Source organism: Mesorhizobium sp. AD1-1 (genome assembly GCF_020164655.1).
In the GTDB taxonomy this organism is placed as follows: Bacteria; Pseudomonadota; Alphaproteobacteria; order Rhizobiales; family Rhizobiaceae; genus Mesorhizobium; species Mesorhizobium ciceri.
In genome coordinates, this window is the sequence record NZ_JAIUGP010000010.1 from 188,941 (window position 1) to 212,552 (window position 23,612).

General features: G+C 62.6%; 30 protein-coding genes and 1 pseudogene. 20 read left to right on the forward strand and 11 right to left on the reverse strand.

Features of this window, described 5'->3' with window-relative positions:
- Positions 1 to 178 precede the first annotated feature (178 nt).
- Positions 179 to 532, reverse strand: a complete 354-nt coding sequence (locus tag LB519_RS19925; protein ID WP_013531688.1) for a hypothetical protein — start codon at positions 530 to 532, stop codon at positions 179 to 181.
- A 311-nt stretch (positions 533 to 843) separates the two neighbouring features.
- Here LB519_RS19925 and LB519_RS31435 point away from each other — a divergent pair, with 311 nt between their 5' ends.
- The 3 genes from LB519_RS31435 to LB519_RS19940 all read left to right on the forward strand — a co-directional run bounded on the left by LB519_RS31435 (position 844) and on the right by LB519_RS19940 (position 2,097).
- Complete coding sequence (locus tag LB519_RS31435; RefSeq protein WP_127224137.1) at positions 844 to 1,077, forward strand: GcrA family cell cycle regulator; 234 nt, start codon at positions 844 to 846, stop codon at positions 1,075 to 1,077.
- A 126-nt stretch (positions 1,078 to 1,203) separates the two neighbouring features.
- A complete protein-coding gene (locus LB519_RS19935; RefSeq protein WP_063172137.1) occupies positions 1,204 to 1,461 on the forward strand; it encodes a PepSY domain-containing protein in 258 nt (85 codons plus the stop codon).
- A gap of 153 nt (positions 1,462 to 1,614) precedes the next feature.
- Positions 1,615 to 2,097, forward strand: coding sequence for a hypothetical protein (locus LB519_RS19940; RefSeq protein WP_164755311.1), 483 nt, complete (start codon positions 1,615 to 1,617; stop codon positions 2,095 to 2,097).
- A 3-nt stretch (positions 2,098 to 2,100) separates the two neighbouring features.
- Here the strand turns inward: LB519_RS19940 and LB519_RS19945 are convergent, their stop codons facing one another.
- Together LB519_RS19945 and LB519_RS19950 are read right to left on the reverse strand one after the other, a co-directional pair.
- Positions 2,101 to 3,990: a murein L,D-transpeptidase gene (locus tag LB519_RS19945; protein ID WP_224620932.1), complete on the reverse strand. Its 1,890-nt coding sequence runs from the start codon at positions 3,988 to 3,990 to the stop codon at positions 2,101 to 2,103.
- 210 nt (positions 3,991 to 4,200) lie between these two features.
- Positions 4,201 to 4,947 carry a 3-oxoacyl-ACP reductase family protein gene (locus LB519_RS19950; protein ID WP_013531692.1) on the reverse strand — a complete coding sequence of 249 codons (747 nt, stop codon included), beginning with the start codon at positions 4,945 to 4,947 and terminating at the stop codon, positions 4,201 to 4,203.
- A gap of 99 nt (positions 4,948 to 5,046) precedes the next feature.
- Between LB519_RS19950 and LB519_RS19955 the strand changes: the two genes are divergently transcribed.
- Both LB519_RS19955 and LB519_RS19960 read left to right on the forward strand, forming a co-directional pair.
- Positions 5,047 to 5,661 carry a TetR/AcrR family transcriptional regulator gene (locus LB519_RS19955; RefSeq protein WP_224620933.1) on the forward strand — a complete coding sequence of 205 codons (615 nt, stop codon included), beginning with the start codon at positions 5,047 to 5,049 and terminating at the stop codon, positions 5,659 to 5,661.
- A gap of 55 nt (positions 5,662 to 5,716) precedes the next feature.
- Positions 5,717 to 6,112 (forward strand): rhodanese-like domain-containing protein, encoded by a 396-nt coding sequence (locus LB519_RS19960; protein WP_224620935.1) that lies wholly within the window; start codon positions 5,717 to 5,719, stop codon positions 6,110 to 6,112.
- A 13-nt stretch (positions 6,113 to 6,125) separates the two neighbouring features.
- On the opposite strand, the gene LB519_RS19965 is transcribed toward LB519_RS19960, so the two are convergent.
- Positions 6,126 to 7,034, reverse strand: coding sequence for an alpha/beta hydrolase (locus tag LB519_RS19965; protein ID WP_027161593.1), 909 nt, complete (start codon positions 7,032 to 7,034; stop codon positions 6,126 to 6,128).
- 47 nt (positions 7,035 to 7,081) lie between these two features.
- Between LB519_RS19965 and LB519_RS19970 the strand changes: the two genes are divergently transcribed.
- Entirely contained in the window at positions 7,082 to 7,534 is a 453-nt protein-coding gene (locus tag LB519_RS19970) for a MarR family winged helix-turn-helix transcriptional regulator (RefSeq protein ID WP_013531696.1), read from the forward strand.
- A gap of 18 nt (positions 7,535 to 7,552) precedes the next feature.
- On the opposite strand, the gene LB519_RS19975 is transcribed toward LB519_RS19970, so the two are convergent.
- Complete coding sequence (locus LB519_RS19975) at positions 7,553 to 8,164, reverse strand: pyridoxamine 5'-phosphate oxidase family protein (RefSeq protein ID WP_224620936.1); 612 nt, start codon at positions 8,162 to 8,164, stop codon at positions 7,553 to 7,555.
- A gap of 65 nt (positions 8,165 to 8,229) precedes the next feature.
- The gene (locus tag LB519_RS19980) at positions 8,230 to 8,583 is read right to left on the reverse strand and encodes a gamma-butyrobetaine hydroxylase-like domain-containing protein (protein ID WP_224620937.1); all 354 of its coding nucleotides are present in this window, start codon (positions 8,581 to 8,583) and stop codon (positions 8,230 to 8,232) included.
- Between the two features lie 199 nt (positions 8,584 to 8,782).
- Between LB519_RS19980 and moaA the strand changes: the two genes are divergently transcribed.
- From moaA to LB519_RS20040, 12 genes and pseudogenes are all read left to right on the forward strand, one after another.
- Positions 8,783 to 9,778, forward strand: coding sequence for a GTP 3',8-cyclase MoaA (gene moaA / locus LB519_RS19985; protein ID WP_013531699.1), 996 nt, complete (start codon positions 8,783 to 8,785; stop codon positions 9,776 to 9,778).
- A 90-nt stretch (positions 9,779 to 9,868) separates the two neighbouring features.
- A complete protein-coding gene (locus LB519_RS19990) occupies positions 9,869 to 10,303 on the forward strand; it encodes a hypothetical protein (protein WP_224620939.1) in 435 nt (144 codons plus the stop codon).
- A gap of 119 nt (positions 10,304 to 10,422) precedes the next feature.
- The gene (locus LB519_RS19995) at positions 10,423 to 10,782 is read left to right on the forward strand and encodes a hypothetical protein (RefSeq protein WP_013531701.1); all 360 of its coding nucleotides are present in this window, start codon (positions 10,423 to 10,425) and stop codon (positions 10,780 to 10,782) included.
- A 221-nt stretch (positions 10,783 to 11,003) separates the two neighbouring features.
- Positions 11,004 to 11,924, forward strand: a complete 921-nt coding sequence (locus LB519_RS20000; RefSeq protein WP_013531702.1) for a DMT family transporter — start codon at positions 11,004 to 11,006, stop codon at positions 11,922 to 11,924.
- 55 nt (positions 11,925 to 11,979) lie between these two features.
- Entirely contained in the window at positions 11,980 to 12,606 is a 627-nt protein-coding gene (mobA, locus tag LB519_RS20005; RefSeq protein ID WP_224620940.1) for a molybdenum cofactor guanylyltransferase MobA, read from the forward strand.
- Positions 12,603 to 13,112, forward strand: coding sequence for a molybdopterin-guanine dinucleotide biosynthesis protein B (gene mobB / locus LB519_RS20010; protein WP_024503305.1), 510 nt, complete (start codon positions 12,603 to 12,605; stop codon positions 13,110 to 13,112). The genes mobA and mobB overlap by 4 nt, the downstream gene beginning before the upstream one ends.
- A gap of 157 nt (positions 13,113 to 13,269) precedes the next feature.
- On the forward strand, positions 13,270 to 14,055 hold the full coding sequence (locus tag LB519_RS20015) for an ABC transporter substrate-binding protein (RefSeq protein ID WP_013531705.1): 786 nt from the start codon (positions 13,270 to 13,272) through the stop codon (positions 14,053 to 14,055).
- A gap of 80 nt (positions 14,056 to 14,135) precedes the next feature.
- Positions 14,136 to 14,855, forward strand: coding sequence for an ABC transporter permease (locus tag LB519_RS20020; protein WP_024503306.1), 720 nt, complete (start codon positions 14,136 to 14,138; stop codon positions 14,853 to 14,855).
- A complete protein-coding gene (locus LB519_RS20025; protein ID WP_224620941.1) occupies positions 14,852 to 15,673 on the forward strand; it encodes an ABC transporter permease in 822 nt (273 codons plus the stop codon). Before LB519_RS20020 ends, LB519_RS20025 begins: the two co-directional genes overlap by 4 nt.
- A 112-nt stretch (positions 15,674 to 15,785) precedes the next feature.
- Complete coding sequence (locus LB519_RS20030) at positions 15,786 to 16,655, forward strand: NAD(P)-dependent oxidoreductase (protein WP_024503308.1); 870 nt, start codon at positions 15,786 to 15,788, stop codon at positions 16,653 to 16,655.
- Positions 16,656 to 16,664: 9 nt separating this feature from the next.
- Positions 16,665 to 17,361 (forward strand): annotated as a pseudogene (locus LB519_RS20035) (DNA alkylation repair protein).
- A 124-nt stretch (positions 17,362 to 17,485) separates the two neighbouring features.
- On the forward strand, positions 17,486 to 18,055 hold the full coding sequence (locus tag LB519_RS20040) for a DUF3299 domain-containing protein (RefSeq protein WP_013531710.1): 570 nt from the start codon (positions 17,486 to 17,488) through the stop codon (positions 18,053 to 18,055).
- Between the two features lie 27 nt (positions 18,056 to 18,082).
- Here LB519_RS20040 and LB519_RS20045 read toward each other — a convergent pair whose 3' ends face one another.
- The 4 genes from LB519_RS20045 to LB519_RS20060 all read right to left on the reverse strand — a co-directional run bounded on the left by LB519_RS20045 (position 18,083) and on the right by LB519_RS20060 (position 20,578).
- The gene (locus tag LB519_RS20045) at positions 18,083 to 18,574 is read right to left on the reverse strand and encodes an Lrp/AsnC family transcriptional regulator (protein WP_006205209.1); all 492 of its coding nucleotides are present in this window, start codon (positions 18,572 to 18,574) and stop codon (positions 18,083 to 18,085) included.
- Between the two features lie 108 nt (positions 18,575 to 18,682).
- Positions 18,683 to 19,363, reverse strand: coding sequence for a uracil-DNA glycosylase family protein (locus LB519_RS20050; RefSeq protein WP_224620942.1), 681 nt, complete (start codon positions 19,361 to 19,363; stop codon positions 18,683 to 18,685).
- Positions 19,303 to 19,914, reverse strand: a complete 612-nt coding sequence (locus tag LB519_RS20055; protein WP_024503312.1) for a glutathione S-transferase — start codon at positions 19,912 to 19,914, stop codon at positions 19,303 to 19,305. Before LB519_RS20055 ends, LB519_RS20050 begins: the two co-directional genes overlap by 61 nt.
- A gap of 43 nt (positions 19,915 to 19,957) precedes the next feature.
- Positions 19,958 to 20,578, reverse strand: coding sequence for a thermonuclease family protein (locus LB519_RS20060; protein WP_063167987.1), 621 nt, complete (start codon positions 20,576 to 20,578; stop codon positions 19,958 to 19,960).
- A 75-nt stretch (positions 20,579 to 20,653) separates the two neighbouring features.
- Between LB519_RS20060 and LB519_RS20065 the strand changes: the two genes are divergently transcribed.
- Entirely contained in the window at positions 20,654 to 22,174 is a 1,521-nt protein-coding gene (locus tag LB519_RS20065) for a sensor histidine kinase (protein ID WP_024503313.1), read from the forward strand.
- 11 nt (positions 22,175 to 22,185) lie between these two features.
- Here LB519_RS20065 and LB519_RS20070 read toward each other — a convergent pair whose 3' ends face one another.
- On the reverse strand, positions 22,186 to 23,181 hold the full coding sequence (locus LB519_RS20070) for a nicotinate-nucleotide--dimethylbenzimidazole phosphoribosyltransferase (RefSeq protein ID WP_063170237.1): 996 nt from the start codon (positions 23,179 to 23,181) through the stop codon (positions 22,186 to 22,188).
- Positions 23,182 to 23,378: 197 nt separating this feature from the next.
- Between LB519_RS20070 and LB519_RS20075 the strand changes: the two genes are divergently transcribed.
- The gene (locus LB519_RS20075) at positions 23,379 to 23,612 is read left to right on the forward strand and encodes a DUF1289 domain-containing protein (RefSeq protein ID WP_024503316.1); all 234 of its coding nucleotides are present in this window, start codon (positions 23,379 to 23,381) and stop codon (positions 23,610 to 23,612) included.

The window sequence follows — 23,612 nt, forward strand, 5'->3', positions numbered from 1 at the left end:
GCTCGGGCTTGCTCCATGGGCCGGGCTTCATCGAGCGCCACTTGCCCGACAGGTCGCTGACCGCTTCGTCCGTTAGCCAAAGATGCGTAGTCGCAGCAATGGAAGGCGGCGAGATAGTCGCCGCGCATGAACTCCTGTCGATGGGGCCAAACTCTGCCCTACGCCGGTCGAGCCGCGATCAGCGCTTCATCGCGTGCAGGATGGCCTGCATGTGCTCTTCCAGGTCGAGTTCGCCCCGAGCCTCGGCGGTCAACAGGTAATCGGCCTTGGCCCGGCGGTCGCCTCGGCTGATCGCAGGATAGGAGCAGATGGCAAGCAATGCTTCCTGTTCAATCCGGTCTGCCCTCTTGCGATCGTGGCTGCTGCTGCCCGCTTGATGAACAACCCTGTGAAGCCCGACATAGCTGGCTTCATGGGCTCCGATCAGCGCCCGCAATTCGGGTGAGGCCCCTTCCGCTTCGGCAAATGTCGGTTCAACAACCGAGGCCACGGCGGTGAACGCAAGAAGTGTACGGCGTGTGATTTCGGGCATGCCTCATATCCCTGCTGTCTGATCATGCAGGCACACCATAGCACCGGCGCAACGGTTCGAAGAGATGCTCCTGGACGCGACCGCACTGTCTGCTGACAAAATGTACTCGCTCCCGTAGCTCGCCCGCCCAGCAGCCAGTGTGGCCTTAAGTCGCAAGGATTGGCTTGCGAAAGCGGGGTTTCGGCCTTCATTGACGCTGCGATCGACACCATATGGTGATCCACAGCCCTCCAAACGAGAGAAGCTCGCTTGGCGCGGTCGCATAGCGGCCGTCAGCCGGCAATGGCTATGAACCAGGAACCTGAAAAACCATGCCTGAAAATGTCAGACCAATTTCGAAAGACGTCCCCCTCATTCAGCTAGGCGTCTATCAGTGCCGCTTCCCGGTAAGCGAAGACCGGTCGGTACCCGGCGGTTATCGTTTTTGTGCCGGGCCAACTTCGGCGGATCGCGTCTATTGCGATCACCACCACAGCATCGTGACCGCCGTCGACCCTCGCCGAACCCGTTCAGGTCTCCACCCCGCTCAACGACGCGCCGCTTAAGTCAAGCGGGCGGCGGCCCCTCGTTCGGGCAGCTGCAAATCGGCGGACCAAATCGTCATCTGTTCCAGTTGCGGAACAAACCGGCGCGCCAGCGAGTTTCTCCCCGACGAAACTTGAGGGAAAGCCATGTCCAGATTTCTGCTGGCGACCAGCGTCGCCGTTCTTCTCGCCGGCGGGCCGGCCTTGGCCGCGGACGACAAGCCGCTGCCGCCGCCCAATGCCAAGAAGCTGTCGGAGATCATCGCCAAGGTCGAGCAGCGCGACGGCTTTCGCTATGTGGACGAGGTCGACTGGGACAGCGGCGCCTACACCGTCACCTATTACACGGCGGACAAGGCGAAGGTCGAAATCACCTATGATCCTGTGACGGCGGAGCCGAAATAGGGACGCTCCGACGCGAATTCGTTCTCGGCTGCGTCACAGGCTCCCGGCGCCAACTTCGGCGATCGCCCTGGCGCGGGCGCCTCCCCTTGCGTCAGTCGTGCTTTGATGGCTGACTGTCGTTCCCTGGAATAGCTCCGGGCGCCGCATTGGGGGATGGGGATGGCGACGGCAAAGCACGTGATGAAGCGCATATTGATGATGTTGGCCGGCTACTTCGTATCGGTGCTGGTCGGCCTGATCGCCGTGGCGGTGATCTATGGCGTGCTCAGTTCCTTGCCCAATGCGCCCAACTATTTCGACGTCATGGGCGTTTCGCCGATCGCGGTGCTGCTGGTGCCGCCGCTCGGCATGTTCGTCTATTTCCTGACGATCGTGGTGACCGCGCTGCAGACGTTGATCTTCGCGCTGATTGCCGAGTTCTTCTCGTTGCGCAATGTCCTGCTGCACATGGTTTTCGGCGCCGGCGCCGCAGTCGGCGGCTTCGCCTTGATCTGGCCGAGCGCACCGGAGGACATGGACCCGGCGCGTTGGGTCGACATCGGCATCATTGCCGCTGCCGGCCTTGTCGCCGGGTTGCTCTATTGGCTGATCGCCGGGCGCGACGCCGGCTTCCGACGGCCGCTGTTCGAGCGCTAAAAATCAACTCGAAGGCGAACGCACCGCCTCCGTGGCATCCAGGGCCTGCTTCAGCCGCGAGTCGCGGTCGTAGACGTCGCCGAAATATTCGACCTTGCCCGACAGATCGGGCCAGGCGGTGAAATAGGCGACATAGACCGGGATCGTGCGTGTCACGTTCTCGGTCGCGTGGCCGTGCTTCAGCTTCTCGGCGATATAGTCCACGGAGGTGCCAAGCACCGCCGCCGCCATGCCGCGCGGATCCTGCAGCCGCACGCAGCCATGGCTGAGCGCGCGCATATCGCGCTGGAAGAACGATTTCTGCGGCGTGTCGTGCATGTAGATCGCATGCTTGTTGGGGAACAGGATCTTCAATTCGCCCAGCGCGTTGGCCTCGCTCGGCTGCTGGCGCACGCTGTAGGGGATGTTCGAGCCATAGGCGCCCCAGTTGACCGCCGACGAAGGAATGCGCTTGCCGCGCGAATCCGTCACCTCATAGCCGGCCCGGTCGAGATAGCCCGGATCGTTGCGCAATCTCGGCAGCATCTCGTTGACGATGATCGACTGGGGCACGCCCCAATAGGGATGGAAATCGACCTGCTTGATCTGGTCGTAGAAGAAGGAGGTCTGGTTGGTGGTCCGGCCAACGACGACACGCGTCTTGAGCTTTTCCTCGCCATTGTCGATGTAGCTCGCGGTGAAGGCCGGCTGGTTGATGAAGACGCGCGGGCTGCCGAGATCGGAGGGCAGCCAGCGCAGTTCCTCCAGCGCCACTTCCACCTTCAGCAGCTTGTCGGCCTTGGATGTTCCGGCCAGCGTCGCGACGGTGCGCGGCCCGATGACGCCGTCGCCCTTCATGCCTGCCTTCTGCTGCACGGCCTTGATGACCGGGACCAGTTCCGGGTCATAGACCTCGCTGGTGGCCAGCCTGGACAGGATCTCGCCATAGGCGCCGCCCATCTCGTCGTCGAGATTGCGCGCGATCAGGGTCAGCAGCTTCGGCAGTTCGGGGCTGGTTTCGCCCGGCTTCAGCAACAGTTTGGGGTCGACGACGATTTCGTTTTCCGCACTGGCCTGCAGCGCTTCCAGTTCGACGCGCAGCGCCTGGTATTCCGCATTCTGCGGGTGCCGCGATTCGAGATAGGTGCGCACCTGCTGGGTATGAGCCAGCGTTTTCAGCACGCCTTGCAGATCGAGCGGCTTGGCCGGGAAATCATAATAGCCGGTCATGCGGTTGGGATCGACGCGGCCGTTCTGGGCGTCGTGGGCATAGCGCAGCACACGCGCCGAAAGCGACATCTCGAAACGGACGAGCTCTTTCAGTTGCGCATTGGCGTCGGTCGTCGATGCGCCGGCAGCGGGCACTTCGACCGTATAGTCGGCGGGCGTGAGGCCATAGCTTGAAGCCTCGCCAAGCACCCGCACCGCATCCTGCGCACGGCTGTTGAGGCTGGTTCCGCTTATCCAGATGAAATCCGGATTGGCCGAGTAGTACGCGATCAGCGCCTTGGCGATGTCGGGCTCGGCTAAGAGTTCGTAGTCGCCCAAGCTGGCAACCGCATCACGAAAGGCGGCACCCGTAGCCGACGGGACGAAGGCGGCGTCCTGCGGTGTCGCCGGCGCCGGCGTCGCGGCCAATGCCGAGAAGTCGACGCGAACCAGCCGGTCGGCCTTGTAGGTGTAGTAGGACGGGCTGCTGATCTTCACATTGCCGCCGCCGCCACCGGACACTTTCGGCTTTGGCTTGTTCTTCGGTGGCGGGGGCGGAAACTCGCCTTTCGGCGCATGCCTGACGCCGCCGCCGAAAAGCATGTCGAAGAGCCCCTGCGCGCCTGCCTGGGGTACACCGAAAGCCAGCGTCGCCGTGATTGCCATCAGCGGCATCACGGTTGCTTTGTTTCCGAGGAATTTCATGAATCACCCGCTCCGGCCGCAACCGGTTCCCGTTCCGCACGCTCGATCGTCCCGCTCACCGCATGGCGGATGTAAGGCGCGACTATACTGATTCATACCGATTTCGTTAAGCTTTCATAAATTTTGGAAAGCCTGTTGCAGAACGGTTTCACAAGATCGTGACGGCTGGAGCGGAGGGTGGTTCCGCCCCAGCCGGAAATCCCCGCGGGATCAGGCGTTGGCGCCGCCATCGATGGTCAGGGCAGCGCCGGTGACGAAGCGGCCTTCCGGGCCTGCGAGCCAGGCGACCATGCCGGCAATGTCGTCGGCCTTGCCGAAGCGCGGCGTTGCCATCTTCCGGCGCTGATGCTCGGCATGCGGGCCGTCGGCCGGGTTCATGTCGGTGTCGGTCGAACCGGGGTGGACGACATTGGCGGTGATGCCGCGCGGGCCGAGGTCACGCGCCAGCGCCTTGGTCAGGCCGACCAGCGCCGCCTTGCTGGCTGAATAGGCCGTGAGGCTGCCGTCGGTCGCCCGCTCGGCAAGGTTGCTGCCGATCGAGATGATGCTGCCGCCCTCACCCATATGGGCGGCCGCGGCCTTGGAAGCGATGAACGGGGCCCGGAGATTGACCTCCATGGTCTCGTCGAAATCGGCGAGCGACAGCGTGTCGATTGGGGCGGCGCGCCAGATGCCTGCGCTGTTGACCAGGATGTCGAGCCGGCCAAAGGCGGTTACGGCGTCATCGACCGCCTTGTCTAGGGCGACCGCATCGCGGTTGTCGGCTTTAATCGCGATGGCGCGGCCGCCCTTGGCCTCGATCTCGGCGACGACAGCGCGGGCCTGTTCCTCGCCATGCACATAAGTCAGCGCGACGCTGGCGCCATCGGCCGCCAGCCTCCGCGCAATCGCTGCGCCGATGCCGCGACTGCCGCCGGTGACGAGCGCGGCCTTGCCGTTCAATCTGCTGGAAGACATCGAATTCTCCTTTTATGTAATGATCGATACATAAATATCTGTCAGCCTTGCCCGCTGGCGTCAACTAAATTATGTATCGATCAACACAGAAAGAGCGTCATGTCGGAACGAGGCCGTCCCCGCACCTTCGATCGAACCGCAGCCCTGCGCCGCGCGATGCAGGTGTTTTGGGCGCGTGGTTACGAAGGCGCATCGATGAGCGAGCTGACCGCCGCCATGGGCATCAACTCGCCCAGCCTCTACGCCGCCTTCGGCAGCAAGGAGGCGCTGTTCCTGGAGGCGACGGATCTTTACTCGCACACCGAGGGTGCCGACATCTGGCTGGCACTGGACGAGGCTCCGACCGCGCGGCAGGCGATCGAACAATTCCTGTGCCTGACGGCGAAAGCCTATGCGCAGAGCGATCGCCCGCAGGGCTGCCTGATCACGCTGGGCGCACTGCATCAGGATTCGAGCCGCGGCGCCATCTGCGACGATCTGCGCCGCCGTCGTGCCGAAAACCACACCGCCCTGCAAAAACGTCTGGAGCGCGGTATTGCCGAAGGCGAATTGCCGGCGGATTTCGACGCTAGCGCCGCCGCGACCTTCTTCGCCACGGTCCAGCACGGCATGTCGATCCAGGCGCGAGACGGCGCGTCGCACGCTGCCCTGCTGGCGACGGTTGCCGGGGCCATGGCTGCCTGGCAGACGTTGGCCGGCGGCAACGCGGCGTGACAAACGCCGGCTGGTGTGCTCGAAATCCGCCAGCAAGGCCGGGAGGGACGAGAGCGTGAAAAAGGGTTATCGCGAGCTGCTGGACGAGGCGAACGCCGTGATCGAGGTGGTTTCGCCGGAGGAAGCGGCCGGGCTGCTCGACGATGAAGGCACCATCTTCGTCGATCTGCGCGATCCACGCGAAGTGGAACGCGACGGCCGGATTCCGGGCGCCAAGCATGTCACGCGCGGCATGCTGGAATTCTGGATCGACCCCGAAAGCCCTTACCACAAGCCGTTCTTTGCCTCGGGAAAGAGCTTCGTGTTCTTCTGCGCCGGCGGTTGGCGCTCTGCCCTGGCCACAAAGACGGCGCAGGATATGGGGCTTTCGCCGGTCAAGCACATCCTTGGCGGCTACACCGCCTGGAAGGCCGCCGGACTGCCGGTCGAACCCGGCGAGAAGAAGAAATAATCTCGACCGCCGCTCAATGCAGCAGCAATGGCTCGCGATGCGTCACGAAGCCGACCGCGCGTTCGACCACGCCCTTGTCGGCAAGAATGCGGCGATGGCCAAGCCCGTCGGCCCAGTAGAGCCGCACATGGCCGCCGGCGCCGGCATAGCGCCTTGCGTGATCGGCCGAGACTTCGCGGTCGTCCGGCGCGTGGATGACCAGGGTCGGCACCGGTGCCTGGGCGAGCTGGCGGTCGCCGGTGAATTCGTGCAGCGGCCGGCCGGAAAGATGCTCGACCCGGTCCGCCATGGCGGCTTGCGAGCGCGGGCCGACATTCAACATATGACTGAAGTCGGCAAAGATCGCCGGCAGGGAACTTGGCGCCGCGATCAGCACAAGGCGTCCCGCCGCCAGCGGCGGGATGTTCTTGACCGAGCCGGCGATGGCATTGGCGGCGACGGCGCCGCCGAAGGAATGGCCAACCGCCGCCGCGAACGGGCCGAACCATTCGCCGGCAACCCGCACCGCATCCACCGCATTGACCATGTTCAGGCGCCGGCCCTGCGACTGGCCGTGGCCAGGCAGGTCGAGCGAAACGACCCTGTAGCCGGCGGCGCGATAGCCTTCGATCAAGGCGCGCATATATTCGGTGCGCGAGCGCCAGCCATGGACGACGAGCACCGTGCCGACGGCCGCCCTGCCCGGCTCGGGCCGGAACTCGTGCACCATGACGCAGCCGGTCGCGGTCTTCAGCCGGTGATGACGCGCCTCGGTCATGAACCCCGTCGCACGCTCGACAGCGCGGCGCTCGCCATCGCTGAGCGCCTTGACATTCGGGGTGCGGCAGAACAATTCGAACGCCGCGCGTCCGCTGAGCCGTGGCGCGACACGCTCTGCCGCACCGAACACGCCCCGGATGACCTTCAGCCCGAATGATGCCATAGTGAGAATCCATCCATACGTTCAAGCATGAACATAATAGTTCAAAGATGAACAATAAACAAGAGCTGCCTTGGGACAACCCGCGTTTCCGCAACTGGGTCGCGGTGGCGCGCGCCTGCCATGTGCTTGAGCGCACGCTGGCGGTGAAACTTGCGCCGCTCGATTTGAAACCGGCGCAGCTCGACGTGCTGATGAACCTCTATCGCCACCCCGGAATGTCGCAGCACGATCTTGCCCGCAAGTTGCTCGTCGGCCGCTCCAACATCACCATGCTGTTGCCGCAGCTGGAAGCGCGTGGCCTGCTGCGCCGCGAGGGTGATGAGAAGGACAAGCGCATCTTGCGTCTCGCCCTGACGGAAGCCGGCGAGGCGCTGCTGATGCAGGCGCTGAAAGTGCATATGGCGCTGATCGAGAAGGCGATGAGCCAGTCGACGCCGGAGCAATGCGACATGATCGGCGAGCAGATGCGCAAGATCTATGATGTGCTGAATGAGGCTTGAGCGCCCTTCAGCCCAACCCTACCACATCGTCTTCTTCGCCCGTTCCGGCCATTCCTTGTCGTAGGTTTCGCCGTCGATGTTCTTGCGGCTGGTGATTTCCAGGATCTGTCCGGGCGTCGGCAGCGACTTCGGCTCGACATGCCTTGCCGGGTTCCAGAGCTCGGAGCGGACGATGGCCCGGGCGCATTGGAAATAGACCGCATCGATGTCGACGACGGTTACCGATCGCGCCGCCTTGCCGTCCACCGCAAATGACGCGCACAGCGCTGTATCCGTTGTGATGTGGGCGCGACCGTTGACGCGCAGCGTCGTACCGGAGCCCGGCACCAGGAACAGCAGGCCGACGCGTGGGTCGCGGATGATGTTTTTCAGCGAATCGGAGCGGTTGTTGCCGCGACGGTCCGGCATCATCAGCGTTTTCGGATCATGGATGCGCACGAAGCCGGCGAGATCGCCGCGCGGCGAACAGTCCAGCCCCTCCGGCCCGCTGGTCGCCAGCGCGACAAAGGGCGAGGCTTCGATGAAGGCAGCATATTCGGGAATGATGTGGTCGAGTTCCTTGACCAGCGAGGCCTCGCCTGGAACGCCATAGAGTGCCTCGAGCTGCTCGACCGTGGTGATGACGGACATGTTTTCGCCTCCAAACCTTTGCCGGCGCTACCCCAGATCGATGACATCTTCACGACAGCGATGCCCTAGCGGTCCCGGCTCAATCCCTTTTCCGCAAGCTCCGCGAGATAGGCTTCCCAGCGCGCATCCTTCTCGTGGCCGAGGGTATGCAGGTAGTCCCAGGTGAAGATGCCGGTGTCGTGGAAATCGTCGAAGGTGATGCGCACGGCGTAGTTGCCGACCGGCTCGATCTTCAGGATCGCCACATTGCGCTTGCCGGGGACCGTCACCCGCTGATCCGGCGAATGGCCCTGCACTTCGGCCGATGGCGAGGCGACGCGCAGCAGTTCCGCCGGCAGTTCGAACGGATGGTGGTCGGGAAAGGTGACGGACAGAAGTTTGCGGTCCTTGGAAACCCTGAGTTCTTTCGGTGCGGTCATGCTGTTCGATCCCGTGTCATCCGCCCTTCCCTACGCCGCTTCGCCAAACGGGAAAAGGTCTGATGAGACCGACCGACATGCGATGTCGGCTGAGAGATGTTACCAAAGATCGAGAGGCGCTATCTTGAACAGCAGGCCGGATCGTATCACATAGCGGTATATAACGAAGCCGTTCACGGCCACGGGAAGCGCTTGAAGCATGGACATGATTGATCCTTTCGGCCGCACGATCAGCTATCTCCGCGTGTCGGTTACCGACCGCTGCGATTTCCGCTGCACCTATTGCATGGCCGAGGACATGGCCTTCCTGCCTAAGAAGGACCTGCTGTCGCTGGAAGAGCTCGACCGGCTGTGCACGGTTTTCATCGAAAAGGGCGTCAGGCGATTGCGGCTGACCGGCGGTGAGCCGCTGGTGCGCAAGAACATCATGCATCTGGTGCGCCAGCTGTCGCGGCATCTCGAAAGCGGCGCGCTGGAAGAACTGACGCTGACCACCAACGGCTCGCAGCTGTCGCGCTTTGCCGCCGAACTCGCCGATTGCGGCGTCAGGCGCATCAACGTCTCGCTCGATACGCTCGATGCCGACAAATTCCACAAGATCACCCGCTGGGGCCATCTCGACAAGGTCATGCAAGGCATCGATGCCGCGCAGGCGGCCGGGCTCAAGGTCAAGCTCAACGCAGTGGCGTTGAAGGATTTCAACGACGCCGAGCTGCCCGAGATGATGCGCTGGGCGCATGGCCGCGGCATGGACCTGACGGTCATCGAAACCATGCCAATGGGCGAGATCGATGCCGACCGCACCGACCAGTATTTGCCGCTGTCGCTGCTGCGCGCGTCGCTCGAACGCCAGTTCACGCTGACCGACATTCCCTTCAAGACCGGCGGCCCGGCGCGCTACGTCCAGGTCGCCGAGACCGGCGGACGGCTCGGCTTCATCACGCCGATGACGCATAATTTCTGTGAGAGCTGCAACCGCGTCCGGCTGACCTGCACCGGCACCCTCTATATGTGTCTCGGCCAGGAAGATGCCGCCGATCTGCGCGCGCCCTTGCGCGCCTCGGAAGGCAACGAGCTGGTCGCCGAAGCTATAGACGAAGCCATCGGCCGCAAGCCCAAGGGCCATGACTTCATCATCGACCGCCGCACCAGCCGCCCATCGGTGTCACGCCACATGAGCGTCACTGGCGGCTGATCTTTCCGTGAAATTCATGCAATATCGCTTCGGGATCATGACTTCGAGGCGAGCATGCGGCTGCACTCTTCATTCCTGGTCATTGCGACAATGGCAGCAACCAGTGCGGTCGCCGCGCCATTCACCTATGTGAACGATCGCTTCGGCACTGTCTGCACCTTTCCCGACGACGTCTTCACCGATCGCCAGCCGGAGCCCGACAATGGCGACGGACAGCAATGGCTGAGCGCCGATGGCGCCAGCCTGATCTGCTCGGGCATCCTCAACGTCGACGACGACACGCCGAAAGGCTTTGTCGCGGCGGAGAAGGCGAGCAAGGAGCCGGGCTACAAGATCACCTACAGCAAGGCCGGAAAGGACTGGGCCGTGCTGTCGGGCCTGAGGGATGGAAAGATATTCTACGAGCGACGTCTGTTTGGGAAAGACGGTATCATCCGTACGGTCTGGGTCGACTACCCGCCGGCGCTGAAGTCGAAATACGATCCGCTGGTCGGCGCCATCGCCGGCAGTCTCAAGGGGCCATGACGGTTTCGAACCACACCCCAGAAAAAGTCTTGTTCGCGAACCGCAGCCGGATTTACGGCCAGTCTGTTCCAGCCTAGCCTTCCCCTGGAAGCTGCTCTTCGCTCACAGGGGGATACACCATGCGCAAACTCGTTCTTTCTCTGGCACTGCTTGGCCTCGCGGCCGTGCCCGCGGCGGCGCAGTCGATCGGCGGCACCTATACGGTCGCCGGCACCAACTTCGACGGCTCGGCCTATGGCGGCGAAGCCACCATCACGCTGACCAGCGGGACGACCTGCGCGATCCATTGGGAAACTGGTGGCTCATCTTCCGACGGCATCTGCATGCGCAACGATGATGCCTTCTCCGCCGGCTATGTCATGGACAAGGACATTGGCCTCGTCGTCTACAAGGTGGCGGCGGACGGTTCGCTGCACGGTCTTTGGACGATCGCCGGCAAGGAAGGCAATGGCACTGAGGTGCTTACGCCGAAGAAGTAAGTTCGCCATCGCAGGCGATATTCCGGGCCACAAACAAGGCTGTGGCCCAGTCCTTTGCTGTTGCTGTTTCATGCCCGACTGTTACAGGCTTGCTGCCTAAAGCGCGTCGCGTTTGAACGGATTCAGGCCACGCGCTTCAGGTCTTTGTTTCTTATGCATGTCGTTTCCCCAAAACCGAGGTCACTTTTGGGCGATATGTATTAGCAGAACCGGTAGCCGTCTTGCCCCTGTCTCCAAATCTTCGCGGCGCGTTGTTCATGATGGTGGCGATGGCCGGCTTCACCCTCAACGACGCCATCACCAAATACTCGTCGCAATCGATGAACATGGCGCAGGTCATGTTGATCCGTGGGGCTTTCGCTTCGCTTTTCGTCGGCCTGCTGGCCTGGCAGCGCGGCGCTCTCGCCCGCCCGGGCTCGATGCTGCAGCCTCTGGTCGCCTTGCGCGTGATCAGCGAGGCCGGCGCAACGGTGAGTTTCCTCGTCGCCCTCGCCCATCTGCCGATCGCCAATGTTTCGGCGGTGCTGCAGGCGCTGCCGCTGGCGGTGACGATGGGAGCGGCACTTGTCTTTGGCGAGACTGTCGGCTGGCGGCGTTGGCTGGCCATCGCCATCGGATTTGCCGGCGTGCTGATCATCGTGCGGCCGGGCTTCGAAGGGTTCAGCGTCTACTCGCTGTCGGCGCTGGCCAGCGTCGCCTGCTGCGCGGTGCGCGATCTCGCCACCAAGCGGATCCCCAAGGCCATTCCGACATTGCTGGTGTCGACCGCGACCGCGCTTGCCATGACAATCGTCGGCGCGGCGCTGTTGCCGGCAATGGGCGGCTGGACGCCGATGACGGGCAACAGCACGGCCCTGCTGGCCCTGGCTGCTGTGCTGGTGATTATCGGCTACCAGTTCATCATCATGGCGATGCGGGCGGGCGACATCTCCTTCATCGCGCCGTTCCGCTACACGGCCCTGATCTGGTCGATCCTGCTTGGCCTGTTCATCTTCGCGGACATTCCCGATCTGCCGATGATCGTCGGCGCCACCATCATCATCGGCTCCGGCCTCTATGCGCTCTACCGCGAGCGGGTCGTCGGCCGGCGCAAGATCGTCGCCGAAAGCACGGGGCCAAGCATGGTTCCGGACGGAATCTAGCCAGATCATTGAAGGTTCTTGTGATTTCCGACGGCTGGCGTACAGACTTCGTGGCATGAAGCGAGACATTGCGGGGATTATTCTGGCCGGTGGCCAGTCGAGGCGGATGGGCGGCGGCGACAAGAGCCTGTTGCCGCTTGGCGATGGCTGCCTGCTTGACCAGGTCGTGTCGCGCTTCGCCCCGCAAATAGAATCGATGGCGCTCAGCGCCAATGGCGACCCTGCACGATTCCTGCGCTTTGGACTGCCGGTGCTTGCCGACAGCGTGCCCGGCTTTGCCGGTCCGCTCGCCGGAATCCTGACCGGCCTCGAATGGGCCGCGGCCAACAGGTCTTGCAAGGCGATCGTCAGCGCTGCCGGTGACACGCCTTTCCTGCCGTTGGACCTTGTCGAGCGTCTGGCAGGGGCCGCCGATCAAAGCCCCGGTTCTATTGCCGTTGCCCGCTCGGCCGGCAAGCGGCATCCGACCTTCGCGCTTTGGCCGATCGGCTGCCGCGATGCCTTGCGGCACTTTCTGGTCGATGAAGATATCAGGCGGGTTTCGGCTTTCATCGACCGGCAGGGTTTTGTCGAGGTGGAGTTCCCGGTTCCGCCATCGGCGGGGATCGACCCTTTCTTCAACATCAACGAGCCGGACGATCTTGTGTCTGCCGAGCGTCTGTTGCAGAGCATCAAGCCATGAACAGACGTGTCTTCGGCATCACCGGCTGGAAGAATTCCGGCAAGACGACTTTGACCGAGAGGTTGGTCAGCGAATTGGTCCGGCGCGGCTGGAAGGTGTCGACGGTGAAACATGCCCACCATGACTTCGACATCGACAAACCTGGCGCGGACAGCTTTCGCCACCGGCAGGCCGGCGCCACCGAAGTCGCGATCGTCTCCGGCGTTCGCTGGGCACTGATGCACGAGCTGCGCGGCGAGGATGAGCCGACATTGGAGACTGTCCTGTCGCGGCTTGCCCCTTGCGACCTCGTGCTGGTCGAAGGCTACAAGCGTGAAGCCCACAGCAAGATCGAAACCCGCCGGCTGGATGCGAAGGACCGCACGCCGCTTTCAGCGGAGGACCCCAACATCGTCGCTGTCGCCGCCGATTTTGCCATTGAAGGCGAGCTGCTGCCGGTATTCGATCTCGACGATGCAAAATCGATAGCCGACTTCATCGAGCGCACCACCGGGCTCGTTGCTTGAGCGCTGACGCAACGGCAGAATAGCCTTGCCCATTTTTATGGTTTTGCAGTTGCTTTTTTCTTGGAAAGAGTGGGAGTATCGCGCCAGCGGGCGGTCAAAAGCACCGCCCCACAGAGCCGTTCGGAACGACGGCCGGGACCATAAAGAGAGGACCATCATGCGTATTTCACTGCGTATCGCGCTTGCCGCATCGGCCGCGCTGCTGACGCTCGGCGTCGCCCAGGCCCAGGAAAAGACCCTGAGGATCGGCACCGAAGGCGCCTACCCGCCCTTCAACAACCTTACCGCCGATGGCCAGCTCGTGGGCTTCGACATCGACATCGCCAAGGCGCTTTGTGATGAGATGAAGGTCAAGTGCACCTTCGTCGCCCAGGATTGGGACGGCATCATTCCAGCCCTCCAGGCCGGTAAATTCGACGCCATCGTCGCCTCGATGTCGATCACGCCGGAGCGCAAGGAGAAAGTCGACTTCTCGAACAAATACTACAACACGCCCTCGGCGATCGCCGTGCCGAAGGACAGCACGCTGAAAGGCGTGACCAAGGAAGATCTAGCCGGCAAGACCATCGGCGTCGCCACCACCACCACGCATTTCAACTATGCCTCGAAGACCTACACCGACAGCACCGTGAAGGGCTATCCGAGCAGCCCCGAGGAGCAGGCCGATCTTGCCAATGGTCGCCTCGACGCCATCGAGGACGATATCGTCGTGCTGCAGCAGTTTCTGGACTCGCCTGACGGCGCCTGCTGCAAGATCCTCGGCCAACCTTCGCCGCAGCCGGTCGAGATTTTCGGGCCTGGTGCCGGCATTGCCGTACGCAAGGGCGAAACTGACCTGGTCAACAAGCTCAATTCGGCCATCGCCGCCATTCGCGCCAATGGAAAATACAAGGAAATCAACGACAAGTATTTCAAGTTCGACGTCTACGGCGCCGAGTCCTGATAAGCCAGTTCAAGACGGCGGGGAATTTCCCCGCCGTCTTTCTATTCGTCTTGGGAATGCCGTGGGGATAAGACCGGTCGATGCCAGCCCAGAGCATATGGACACTTCTCAGTTGGGGACCTGAAGGCTGGCTTGACGATATTGCCTATGGCGCACTGATCACCATTGCGTTGGCGCTTGCCACGCTGCCCATCGGATTGACGATCGGCTTTTTCATTGCACTCGCCAAGCAGTCCGAAGAACCGTCGCTGCGCCTTGCCGCCAACATCTACACCACCGTCTTTCGCGGCCTGCCGGAACTGGTGACGCTGTTCCTGTTCTTTTTCGGCATGCCGATCCTGCTGCAGCATCTCGTCAGGTATTTCCGGCCTGACGTCACCATCGACGTCAACAGCTTTGTCGCCGGCATGATCGTGCTTGCACTGATCTTCTCCTCCTATGCCAGTGAGGTTTTCCTTTCCGCCTTCCGCGCCATTCCCAAAGGCCAGTATGAGGGCGGCTACGCCATCGGTCTTTCGAACTGGCTGACCATGCGCAAGGTGATCGTGCCGCAGCTGCTGCGCATCGCGTTTCCTGGACTGGAGAACTGCTGGCTCAGCCTGCTGAAGGACACGTCGCTGGTGTCGGTCGTCGGCCTGGCCGAGACGCTGCGCAATGCCAGCATTGCGGCCCGCGTCACCAAGCACGCTTTCCTGTTCTTCGGCGTCGCCTCGCTGGTCTTTCTTGGCCTTGCCGTCCTGTCGTCCTTCGCCACCAATGCGATCCTGCGCTCGCTTGGCCGGCGGGAGGCGCAGCGATGAGCGCCACGGCCACCATGGTCGAACGTCCGCCGCCACGGGCGCGCGGCTGGCCGCGCAGGCGTATCGCCGGTTACGCGCTGGTGGGCCTATGGATTTTGTTCGGTATCGGCATCGTCAGCTATCTCTTCCTTGCCTGGAATCCCGATTTCTTTGCCAAATATGCGCCGGCTTATCTGAGCGGGCTTGGGGTCACGCTGGCGCTGGTTTCCATATCGATGGTACTCGGCGCGATCCTGTCGGTGCCCGTCGCTTACGGGCGCATGTCCAGCAACCGGATCCTGTCCGGCCTCGCCTATTGCTACGTCTATTTCTTCCGCGGCACGCCGCTGCTGGTCCAGACCTATCTGGTCTACTACGGATTGGGCTCGTTCCGCGTCGAACTCCAGTCGGTCGGCCTCTGGGATTTTTTCAAGGGCGCGTTCAATTGCGGCGTCTTTGCCTTTGCGCTCAACACGGCCGCCTACCAGGCGGAGATCCTGCGCGGCGCCATAGAGAGCGTGCCAAGAGGGCAATGGGAAGGGGCGGCCTCGCTTGGCCTGCATAAACTGCAGACGTTGCGCAAGATCATCCTGCCGCAAGCCCTGATCGTTGCCTTGCGGCCCTATGGCAATGAACTGATCCTGATGGTCAAGGCGTCCGCCATCGTCGCCATCATCACGGTCTATGATCTGATGGGCAATGCCAAGCTCGCCTTCGCCAATTCGTTCGACATCCAGGCCTATATCTGGGTCGCCCTCGTCTATCTGGTGATGGTCGAGATCTTGCGGCATGGCGTCGAATGGATCGAGCGCCGGATCACCGTTCACCTGAAACGCTGACGATTTTCAATTCGGCTGCACCAGTCGATCAGGCTATACGCGTCTTGACGAATTGAGCGCAGAGCCTAGAGCTTTCGCAGCAAATTCCGTTTCCATTCTGAAGGGCAAGCTCATGGCATCTGTGGCATTTCTCGGTCTTGGCGTGATGGGCTATCCGATGGCCGGACACTTGAAGAACAAGGGCGGCCATGACGTCACCGTCTACAACCGCACCAAGGCCAAGGCCGAGCAATGGGTTGGCCAGCATGGCGGTAGCCTGGCGGCGACCCCTGCGCAGGCCGCCGAGGGCAAGGATTTTGTGTTCTCCTGTGTCGGCAATGACGACGATCTGCGTTCGGTGACGACCGGTCCGGAAGGCGCCTTCAAATCGATGAAGAAGGGTTCGGTCTTCATCGACAACACCACCGCCTCGGCCGAGGTCGCTCGCGAGCTGGCGGCGGCGGCGCTAGCCGGCGGGTTTTCGTTTCTCGATGCGCCGGTCTCGGGCGGCCAGGCCGGCGCCGAGAACGGCGTGCTGACCGTGATGGTCGGCGGCGAGCAGGACGCTTTCGACAAAGCGAAGCCTGTCATCGACGCTTTTGCCCGCATGGTCGGCTTGATGGGGTCGGCCGGTGCCGGCCAGCTCACCAAAATGATCAACCAGATCACCATAGCCGGTCTCGTCCAGGGCTTGGCCGAAGGCATCCATTTCGGCAAGAAGGCCGGGCTCGACATCGAGAAGGTGATCGAGGTGATTTCCAAGGGCGCCGCGGGCTCCTGGCAGATGGAGAACCGCCACAAGACGATGAACGCCGGCAAATATGATTTCGGCTTCGCCGTCGACTGGATGCGCAAGGATCTCGGCATCTGCCTGGCCGAGGCCGACCGCAATGGCGCCAGACTGCCGGTCACCGCACTCGTCGACCAGTTCTACAAGGATGTGCAGGCGATGGGCGGCAAGCGCTGGGACACGTCCTCGCTGCTCGCCCGTCTCGAAAAATAGGTCTCTGCCGTGGCAGAGCTCTCGCCTCAATCCAGTGCCGCGGAAATCGTCGCCCATCTTCGCGCCATCGGATCCGAGCAGAACCGCCTCGGCATGTTGCGCTACGGCATCAAGATCGACCGTGCACTTGGCATCTCGCACGGTATGCAGCGGCAGATCGCCAGGAAGATCAAACGCAACCACGAGCGCGCCTTCGAGCTGTGGGACACCGGCATCATGGAGGCGCAGTTCATTGCCTCCGTCACAGCTGACCCGAAACGGTTTTCTGCTGAAGATGCAAGGCGATGGGCGGCTAGTTTCGACTCCTGAGACATCGTCGACGGCGTCTCGGATCTCTTTGTCGATACGGACGCCTGGAAAGAACTGATCGCCGAGTTTGCGGCCGACGAGCGGGAGTTCGTTCGGCGCACGGCCTTCGCCATGATGGCCTGGTCTGTCGTCCACCGGAAGCAGGAGCCAGGGGCGACCTTCCTCTCCTTCCTGCCGATCATCGAAACGCACGCGAACGACAGCCGCAATTTCGTGAAGAAAGCCGTGAACTGGGCGCTTCGGTCGATCGGTAAGCGACATGCACGGTGCCGCCCTGGCTGTCGCCGAACGACTGGCGCAGTCGGCAGACAAGACGGCGCGCTGGATCGGCAAGGACGCCGTAAGGGAGCTGACCAATGCCGAGACGCTCGCGCGGATCGCCGCCAGGAAAGGCTGACGGCGCGCGTTCCGCCATGTCAGGATCTCGCCGACATGTGAAGTGGCTGCCGACATGTGATGTGCCTCGAGCGTTGACGTCTTTGGCAGCGGCGTCTTTACTTGAGGCTCAAAGGAAGCGGCCGATGAGCAATCCTCTAAAATCAACCCTGGCGCTCGCTGCCGCTTTGTTTGTGTCCGCTGCCGCCGATGCCTCGGCCGAGACTGCGCACATATTCTGGAAGGATCTGCGTCCGGCTACGCAATCCGCCGCCGAAAACGTCGGGCTGCCGATGATCGCGGCAAAATTGCCCGACCATGGCGAAACGCTGTCCGTCAATCTTCAGGACAAAAGCATTCAGCTAGCCGGCTACGCATTGCCGGTCGATCGCGACGGTGATCTTGTCTATCAGTTCCTGCTGGTACCCTGGACGGGTGCCTGCAGTCACATGCCGACGCCGCCGCCCAACCAGATTGTCTTGGTTACGCCGGCCCGTCCCTACAAGATGTCCGAGGCCTATCAGCCTGTAGCGGTCACCGGCGCGCTGAAGCCGGACATGGAGAAGAGCCAGTTGTTCATCCTCGACGGCGTCAGCATCATCCAGTCTGGCTACAGCGTGCGCAAGGCAGATGTGGTGAGCGTCGAGACCGTGCCGGATACGATCACTCTGCCGGTGAACTCACCCTGGAGTTTCCTCAACAAAAAGAAGAACTAAGCGGGATGACTTTATGTGACGTTCAGCTCAGGCAGCGTTGGCACCCGATTCCTTGTCCAGAACCATGTAGTCGAGCGGGATTTCGGTCGTGTACTTGATCTGCTCCATGGCGAAGGACGACGACACATCACGGATTTCGATCTTGGCGATCAGCCGTTTGTAGAAGGCGTCATAGGCGGCGATGTCGGGCACCACGACGCGCAGGAGATAATCGACGTCGCCGCTCATGCGGTAGAACTCGACCACCTCGGGAAACTCCTGGATGACTTCCGAGAAACGCCGCAGCCATTCATGGCTATGCGAATTGGTGCGGATCGACACGAAGACGGTGACGCGCACATTGACCTTTTCATGGTCGAGAATGGCAACGCGCCGCTTGATGACGCCCTCTTCCTCGAGCTTCTGGATGCGTCTCCAGCAAGGCGTCGTCGACAGCCCGACTTTCTTGGCGACATCGGCGACCGCGAGTGTCGCGTCCTCCTGCAAGAGGCGGAGAATTTTTCTATCGAGGCGATCCATATCGTGCTCCCAAAGGAATAGAATGCCTATACTCTGCCTTATCCAGGCCTTTCACAAGAAAGAAATTCTGCTGATCGGGCAAAAAGCGAGTGATTTCTTGCTGGAAGGTCAGCCGAGACGATAGCGGATTTCCGAACGCAGAAAAGGCAGCAAATCCATTTCAAACCACGGATTCTTCTTCAGCCAGCCCGTGTTGCGCCACGAGGGATGCGGCAGCGGCAGCACTTTCGGACCGACGGAATTCTCCCAGATGGAGCGCCAGTCCATGACCGTTTCGGTCAGTGAGGGCCGGCGCGCCGCACCCATGTGCCAGGACTGCGCGTAGATACCGATCGTCAGCACCAGATCGATCCGTGGCATAGAGGCCATCAAAGGTGCGCGCCAGGCCGCCGCGCATTCGCGCCTCGGCGGCAGATCTCCCCCCTTGGCATCCTGGCCGGGAAAGCAGAAGCCCATCGGGACGATGGCGAATTTTTCGATGTCGTAGAATTCGTCGCTCGTCACGCCAAGCCAGCTGCGCAGGCGGTCGCCGGAAGCGTCGGTGAACGGCATGCCCGACAGATGCACCTTGGTGCCGGGCGCCTGGCTGGCGATCAGGATCCGGGCGGTGGATGATGGGCGCAGCACTGGTCGCGGCTCATGCGGCAACGGCTTGCCGGCCGGATTTTCCACGCAGATGCGGCAGGCGCGGACCCTGGCGACGAGGTTTTCGAGTTCGGCAGTCATTCTCAGGCTGATGCGCTCGGCCGGCTGGAAACGGCTTGATGCCAGCGCAACACATTCGCGCACTCATCCGGTACCTTGATGCGTGCCGGCTTCATGAAATCGACAGCGATCAGGCCGGTGATGTCGGCGATCGAATAGCTGTCACCGGCGATGAACTCCCGGCTGCCCAGTTCGCCGTCCAGCAGCCTGAGGAACGCCACGGCCTTCGGCTTGTTGGCCTCACCCCATTCAGGGACCTGCGGGATTTCCCATTCCTTCATGGCCGGATGGATGTGCCGGAAGGCCTGCGTGACGCAGCTGAGTAAATTGAATTCCATCCGCCTCTGCCACATCTCGACCTGCGCCTTGCCGAGTGCGCCACGCCCGAACAAAGCGGGCTCCGGATGCAGTTCCTCGAAATAGCGGCAGATGGCGACGGATTCGGTGATGACGGTGCCGTCGTCGAGTTCCAGCACCGGCAGACGCTGCAAGGGGTTGCGCGAGCTGACCGCCTGTTGCCTGTGTTCCAACGCGCCCATATCGATGGGCACCTGCGCAACCTCGATGCCTTTCTCGGCCAGGAAAACGCGGACCCGCCTTGGATTGGGCGCCCGGCCACCGTCGAAGAGCTTCATTCCATCCTCCTGTTCGTCCTCGGTTCCAGTTCCAGGATGCGCATCACCAGAAGCGAAAAATCTCGCGCACGGCATCGCCGATCGACGCCAGTGTGCCGTGCTTCTTCTCGACGACTTCGCCGTGATGGCTGTCTCGCCAATTCTGCGGCTGATCGAACGTTCCCGCCCAGATGCCGGCCTTTGCCGCGCGGGCGATGGCTTCCTCGCTCTCGAAGTCGCCATAGGCAACCGCCCAGCCCGCCTCGACCTGCGCGCGGTTGAGATCCTTGCCGCCGGCGGTGCAGTCGCCGAGCAGCCGGCCATAACGATCACGCTGCCAGCCGGTACAAGAGACGGGCTTGCCGGCGATCAGGCGAACGAGCGACTGACGCGCAAGCGTGCCGCAGGAATAGTCCGCGCCGTTCTTGCGGCAGGTCTGCGTATATTCCGGAGCATCGATGCCGCGCATGCGGATACGCTCGGTGCCAAGCGTGATCGAATCGCCGTCGTTGATGATTGCCACGCCTTGCGTCTTGCGTGTCTCCACCCGGTCGAGGCGGGCCGCCAGCAGGATCAGCAGTCCGAGGATGATGACGGCAAGCCCGTAATCCACCAGCCGGCGCCACAGGCTTCTGGGGCGCGCAACGTATCGCCGGCGCGGCCTCGGCGACCATGAACGGCTCATATGGCAAACGGTTGGTTAATCATTCGAACGTAGCTTAACACTTGGAAACCGCTGCTCGCATAAATTGAAGTTTTGATGCCCTTGCAACGCTCGAACACAGCGGACAAGTTCATTGTGGACCGCAGGAAACGCCATCGCAACAGCGATGTCGCGCGCGCTGTGCGCAAGACGCGTGACCGTCTTTCGCAGCAGGCCGGCAATCCCGATTTCGATCGCGAACTGCTGAAGCTGCACGCCCGAGCGATGACAAGCGGCGCCATCGCCATCCCGCTTCTCGTGCTGGCGATTGCCGCGGGTGGCCGGCTGGCCGGAATCGGCAATGAGATCGGGCTTTGGGCGCTGTTCACGCTAACCTGCTACACTATCGTTGCCTTCATGGCGCGGCGCATCGAGCGCACTGAAGCTTCCGAGCTCAACCCTTTGCAAGCACGGCGGGAATTCCTGATCGGCCATTTCCTGTGCGGTCTCGGCTGGGCTTGGTTCGTGTGGCTTGGCTGCAGCGTCTGCGAGGTCGATCCGTTCCACATCGTCAAGGCCGTGGTGCTGTTGTTCGCCATGGCGGCGACCGCGGTGATGACCTCGTCTCTGCGGGGCGCGCTGCTGGCGACCTTTGCCGTTCCCGTGGCGCTCTACGCCTATGCCGGCGCCAAGCTATGGATGCCGGTCGAGGCGATCATGGCCGCGCTGCTGGTCGTGTCGCTGCCGTTCTTCGCCTATGTGGCCCGTCATCTCAACCACTCGTCCCTGATGATGCTGTCGTTCCGCTCCGAAAAGGATGCGCTGATCGCCGAACTGGAGACGGCGAAATCGATGTCGGACGAAGCGCGGCGGCGGGCCGAGGACGCCAATCTGGCGAAATCGCGGTTCCTCGCCTCGATGAGCCACGAATTGCGCACGCCGCTCAACGCCATTCTCGGTTTTTCCGAGGTGATGTCGAACGAGGTGCTGGGACCGATGAGCAATCCCACCTATCGTGACTACGCCCATGACGTGCACGAATCCGGCCAGCATCTGCTCGACCTGATCAACGAGATTCTCGACCTGTCACGCATCGAGGCCGGCCGCTACCAGCTCAATGAAGAGCCGGTGATGCTGCTTGGTATCGTCGAGGACTGCTGTCACATGATGGAGTTGAGGGCGCGCAACAAGGATATCCGTGTCGTCCAGGATTTCGAGCACGAGCTGCCTCGGCTGTTCGCCGATGAACGGGCCGTGCGGCAGATCACGCTCAACCTTCTGTCGAACGCGATAAAATTCACCGCCACCGGCGGCGAAATCCGTGTCCGTGTCGGTTGGACGGCGGGCGGCGGACAATACATTTCGATCAAGGACAATGGCCCGGGCATACCGGAAGACGAGATCCCGATCGTGCTTTCCGCCTTCGGCCAGGGCTCCATCGCCATCAAGAGCGCCGAGCAAGGCACCGGGCTTGGCCTGCCGATCGTGCAAGGGCTGCTCGCAATGCATGGCGGCGAGTTCGAACTTCATTCCAAGCTGCGCGAAGGCACCGAGGCGATCGCCATCTTCCCGCTGAGCCGGGTGATGGAGGAATTGCCAGCACTGCCGACAGCAGCGGTGGCGGCTCGACGGCGGTAATACCTCAAGCCCTAACCGCGTACCGCCGCAGCCATGCCCGAACTGGTCAGCGCGGCGGCCTTGACCAGACCCGCGGCAAGGGCGGCCCCTGCCCCTTCGCCATGGCTGATGCCCAGATCAAGCAACGGGCGCAAGCCGAGCCGTTGGGCGGCGCGTGCATGCGCGGGTTCCGGCGACAGGCTGGCCAGCAGGCAATGGTCGAGCGCGGCGGGATTGACGCCATGCAGTACCGCTGCGGCTGCCGTCGCCGCCAATCCGTCGAGCAGCACCGGGATCTTCTGCATCCGCGCGGCCAGAATGGCACCGGCGATCGCCGCGAATTCCCGGCCGCCGACCCGGCGCAGCGCCTCGAGCGGGTCGCCGAGATGGCCGCCATGAAAAGCCAGCGCCGCATCGACCACGTCCGCCTTGCGTGCCTGCATCGCCGTATCGGCGCCTGACCCCGGGCCGGCCCAGTCGGCGCCCCCGCCCCCGAACAGCGCCGCAAACAGGGTGGCGGCGACGGTGGAGTTGCCGACGCCGAGATCGCCGAGACACAAAAGATCGGTGCCGCCGGCGATCGCTTCCATGCCGAAGGCCATGGTGGCGGCACAGCCACGCTCGTCAAGCGCGGCCTCTTCGGTGATGTCGGCGGTCGGGATGTGCAGGGCAAGATCGAAAACCTTAAGCCCGAGATCGTAGGCAATGCAGATCTGGTTGATCGCGGCACCTCCGGCGGCGCAAAGTTCGACCGCGTTGGCGGTCGCCGCCACCGGCCGTGGCGAAATGCCGTGGCGCGTGACGCCGTGATTGCCGGCAAAGACCGCCATCAGCGGTCTTGTCACCGCGGGCGGAGCCCGCCCGCTCCAGGCGGCCAGCCAGGCGGCGATGTCCTCGATGCGGCCAAGCGAATTGCCCGGTTCGGCCTTGGCAAACAGCGTGCGCACGCGGGTCTCGGCTGCCGTGTCGGCCGCCGGCAGATTGGCCAACAGGTTGCGAAAATCGTCGAAAGGCAGTGCGCTGGTCATCTTGTTATCGATCATTCCCTGGATTTGGTAAGCGGCATAGCCGCCTTGCGGGGTTGGCACAACCTCTGGGATGATGGGCCTGCATTTGCCGCAAAGCCGGCCCCGAAGGGCGCAATCGCGAGGGCTTGCATTGGCTTTGCCGTTGCACCATGTGGAGGTGGAACAAGGGATTGCGGATGGAAGCCCAAGAGAAAGTCATGACGGCCATCGAATCCCCGTGCATCCTGGTCTGTTCGATCGACATGAAAACCGGCTTCTGTTTCGGGTGCGGCCGCACGCGCGAGGAAATCGGCGCCTGGATCGGGATGACGCCGGAAACGCGCCGCAGCGTCATGGCTGAATTGCCGGCCCGGCTGGAAACGGTCGAGCGCCGGCCGCGCCGGGAAACGCGCCGCACCCGCATGGCGCGCGAACGCGACGCGCTGTCGTGA

Excerpts from the sequence above, each read along its gene's own strand:
- LB519_RS19925 (WP_013531688.1), bottom strand. The coding sequence starts at position 532 with ATGCCCGAAATCACACGCCGTACACTTCTTGCGTTCACCGCCGTGGCC.
- LB519_RS31435 (WP_127224137.1), top strand. The coding sequence starts at position 844 with ATGCCTGAAAATGTCAGACCAATTTCGAAAGACGTCCCCCTCATTCAG.
- LB519_RS19935 (WP_063172137.1), top strand. The coding sequence starts at position 1,204 with ATGTCCAGATTTCTGCTGGCGACCAGCGTCGCCGTTCTTCTCGCCGGC.
- LB519_RS19940 (WP_164755311.1), top strand. The coding sequence starts at position 1,615 with ATGGGGATGGCGACGGCAAAGCACGTGATGAAGCGCATATTGATGATG.
- LB519_RS19945 (WP_224620932.1), bottom strand. The coding sequence starts at position 3,990 with ATGAAATTCCTCGGAAACAAAGCAACCGTGATGCCGCTGATGGCAATC.
- LB519_RS19950 (WP_013531692.1), bottom strand. The coding sequence starts at position 4,947 with ATGTCTTCCAGCAGATTGAACGGCAAGGCCGCGCTCGTCACCGGCGGC.
- LB519_RS19955 (WP_224620933.1), top strand. The coding sequence starts at position 5,047 with ATGTCGGAACGAGGCCGTCCCCGCACCTTCGATCGAACCGCAGCCCTG.
- LB519_RS19965 (WP_027161593.1), bottom strand. The coding sequence starts at position 7,034 with ATGGCATCATTCGGGCTGAAGGTCATCCGGGGCGTGTTCGGTGCGGCA.
- LB519_RS19970 (WP_013531696.1), top strand. The coding sequence starts at position 7,082 with ATGAACAATAAACAAGAGCTGCCTTGGGACAACCCGCGTTTCCGCAAC.
- LB519_RS19975 (WP_224620936.1), bottom strand. The coding sequence starts at position 8,164 with ATGTCCGTCATCACCACGGTCGAGCAGCTCGAGGCACTCTATGGCGTT.
- LB519_RS19980 (WP_224620937.1), bottom strand. The coding sequence starts at position 8,583 with ATGACCGCACCGAAAGAACTCAGGGTTTCCAAGGACCGCAAACTTCTG.
- moaA (WP_013531699.1), top strand. The coding sequence starts at position 8,783 with ATGGACATGATTGATCCTTTCGGCCGCACGATCAGCTATCTCCGCGTG.
- LB519_RS19990 (WP_224620939.1), top strand. The coding sequence starts at position 9,869 with ATGGCAGCAACCAGTGCGGTCGCCGCGCCATTCACCTATGTGAACGAT.
- LB519_RS19995 (WP_013531701.1), top strand. The coding sequence starts at position 10,423 with ATGCGCAAACTCGTTCTTTCTCTGGCACTGCTTGGCCTCGCGGCCGTG.
- mobA (WP_224620940.1), top strand. The coding sequence starts at position 11,980 with ATGAAGCGAGACATTGCGGGGATTATTCTGGCCGGTGGCCAGTCGAGG.
- mobB (WP_024503305.1), top strand. The coding sequence starts at position 12,603 with ATGAACAGACGTGTCTTCGGCATCACCGGCTGGAAGAATTCCGGCAAG.
- LB519_RS20015 (WP_013531705.1), top strand. The coding sequence starts at position 13,270 with ATGCGTATTTCACTGCGTATCGCGCTTGCCGCATCGGCCGCGCTGCTG.
- LB519_RS20020 (WP_024503306.1), top strand. The coding sequence starts at position 14,136 with ATGCCAGCCCAGAGCATATGGACACTTCTCAGTTGGGGACCTGAAGGC.
- LB519_RS20025 (WP_224620941.1), top strand. The coding sequence starts at position 14,852 with ATGAGCGCCACGGCCACCATGGTCGAACGTCCGCCGCCACGGGCGCGC.
- LB519_RS20030 (WP_024503308.1), top strand. The coding sequence starts at position 15,786 with ATGGCATCTGTGGCATTTCTCGGTCTTGGCGTGATGGGCTATCCGATG.
- LB519_RS20040 (WP_013531710.1), top strand. The coding sequence starts at position 17,486 with ATGAGCAATCCTCTAAAATCAACCCTGGCGCTCGCTGCCGCTTTGTTT.
- LB519_RS20045 (WP_006205209.1), bottom strand. The coding sequence starts at position 18,574 with ATGGATCGCCTCGATAGAAAAATTCTCCGCCTCTTGCAGGAGGACGCG.
- LB519_RS20055 (WP_024503312.1), bottom strand. The coding sequence starts at position 19,914 with ATGAAGCTCTTCGACGGTGGCCGGGCGCCCAATCCAAGGCGGGTCCGC.
- LB519_RS20060 (WP_063167987.1), bottom strand. The coding sequence starts at position 20,578 with ATGAGCCGTTCATGGTCGCCGAGGCCGCGCCGGCGATACGTTGCGCGC.
- LB519_RS20065 (WP_024503313.1), top strand. The coding sequence starts at position 20,654 with ATGCCCTTGCAACGCTCGAACACAGCGGACAAGTTCATTGTGGACCGC.
- LB519_RS20070 (WP_063170237.1), bottom strand. The coding sequence starts at position 23,181 with ATGACCAGCGCACTGCCTTTCGACGATTTTCGCAACCTGTTGGCCAAT.
- LB519_RS20075 (WP_024503316.1), top strand. The coding sequence starts at position 23,379 with ATGACGGCCATCGAATCCCCGTGCATCCTGGTCTGTTCGATCGACATG.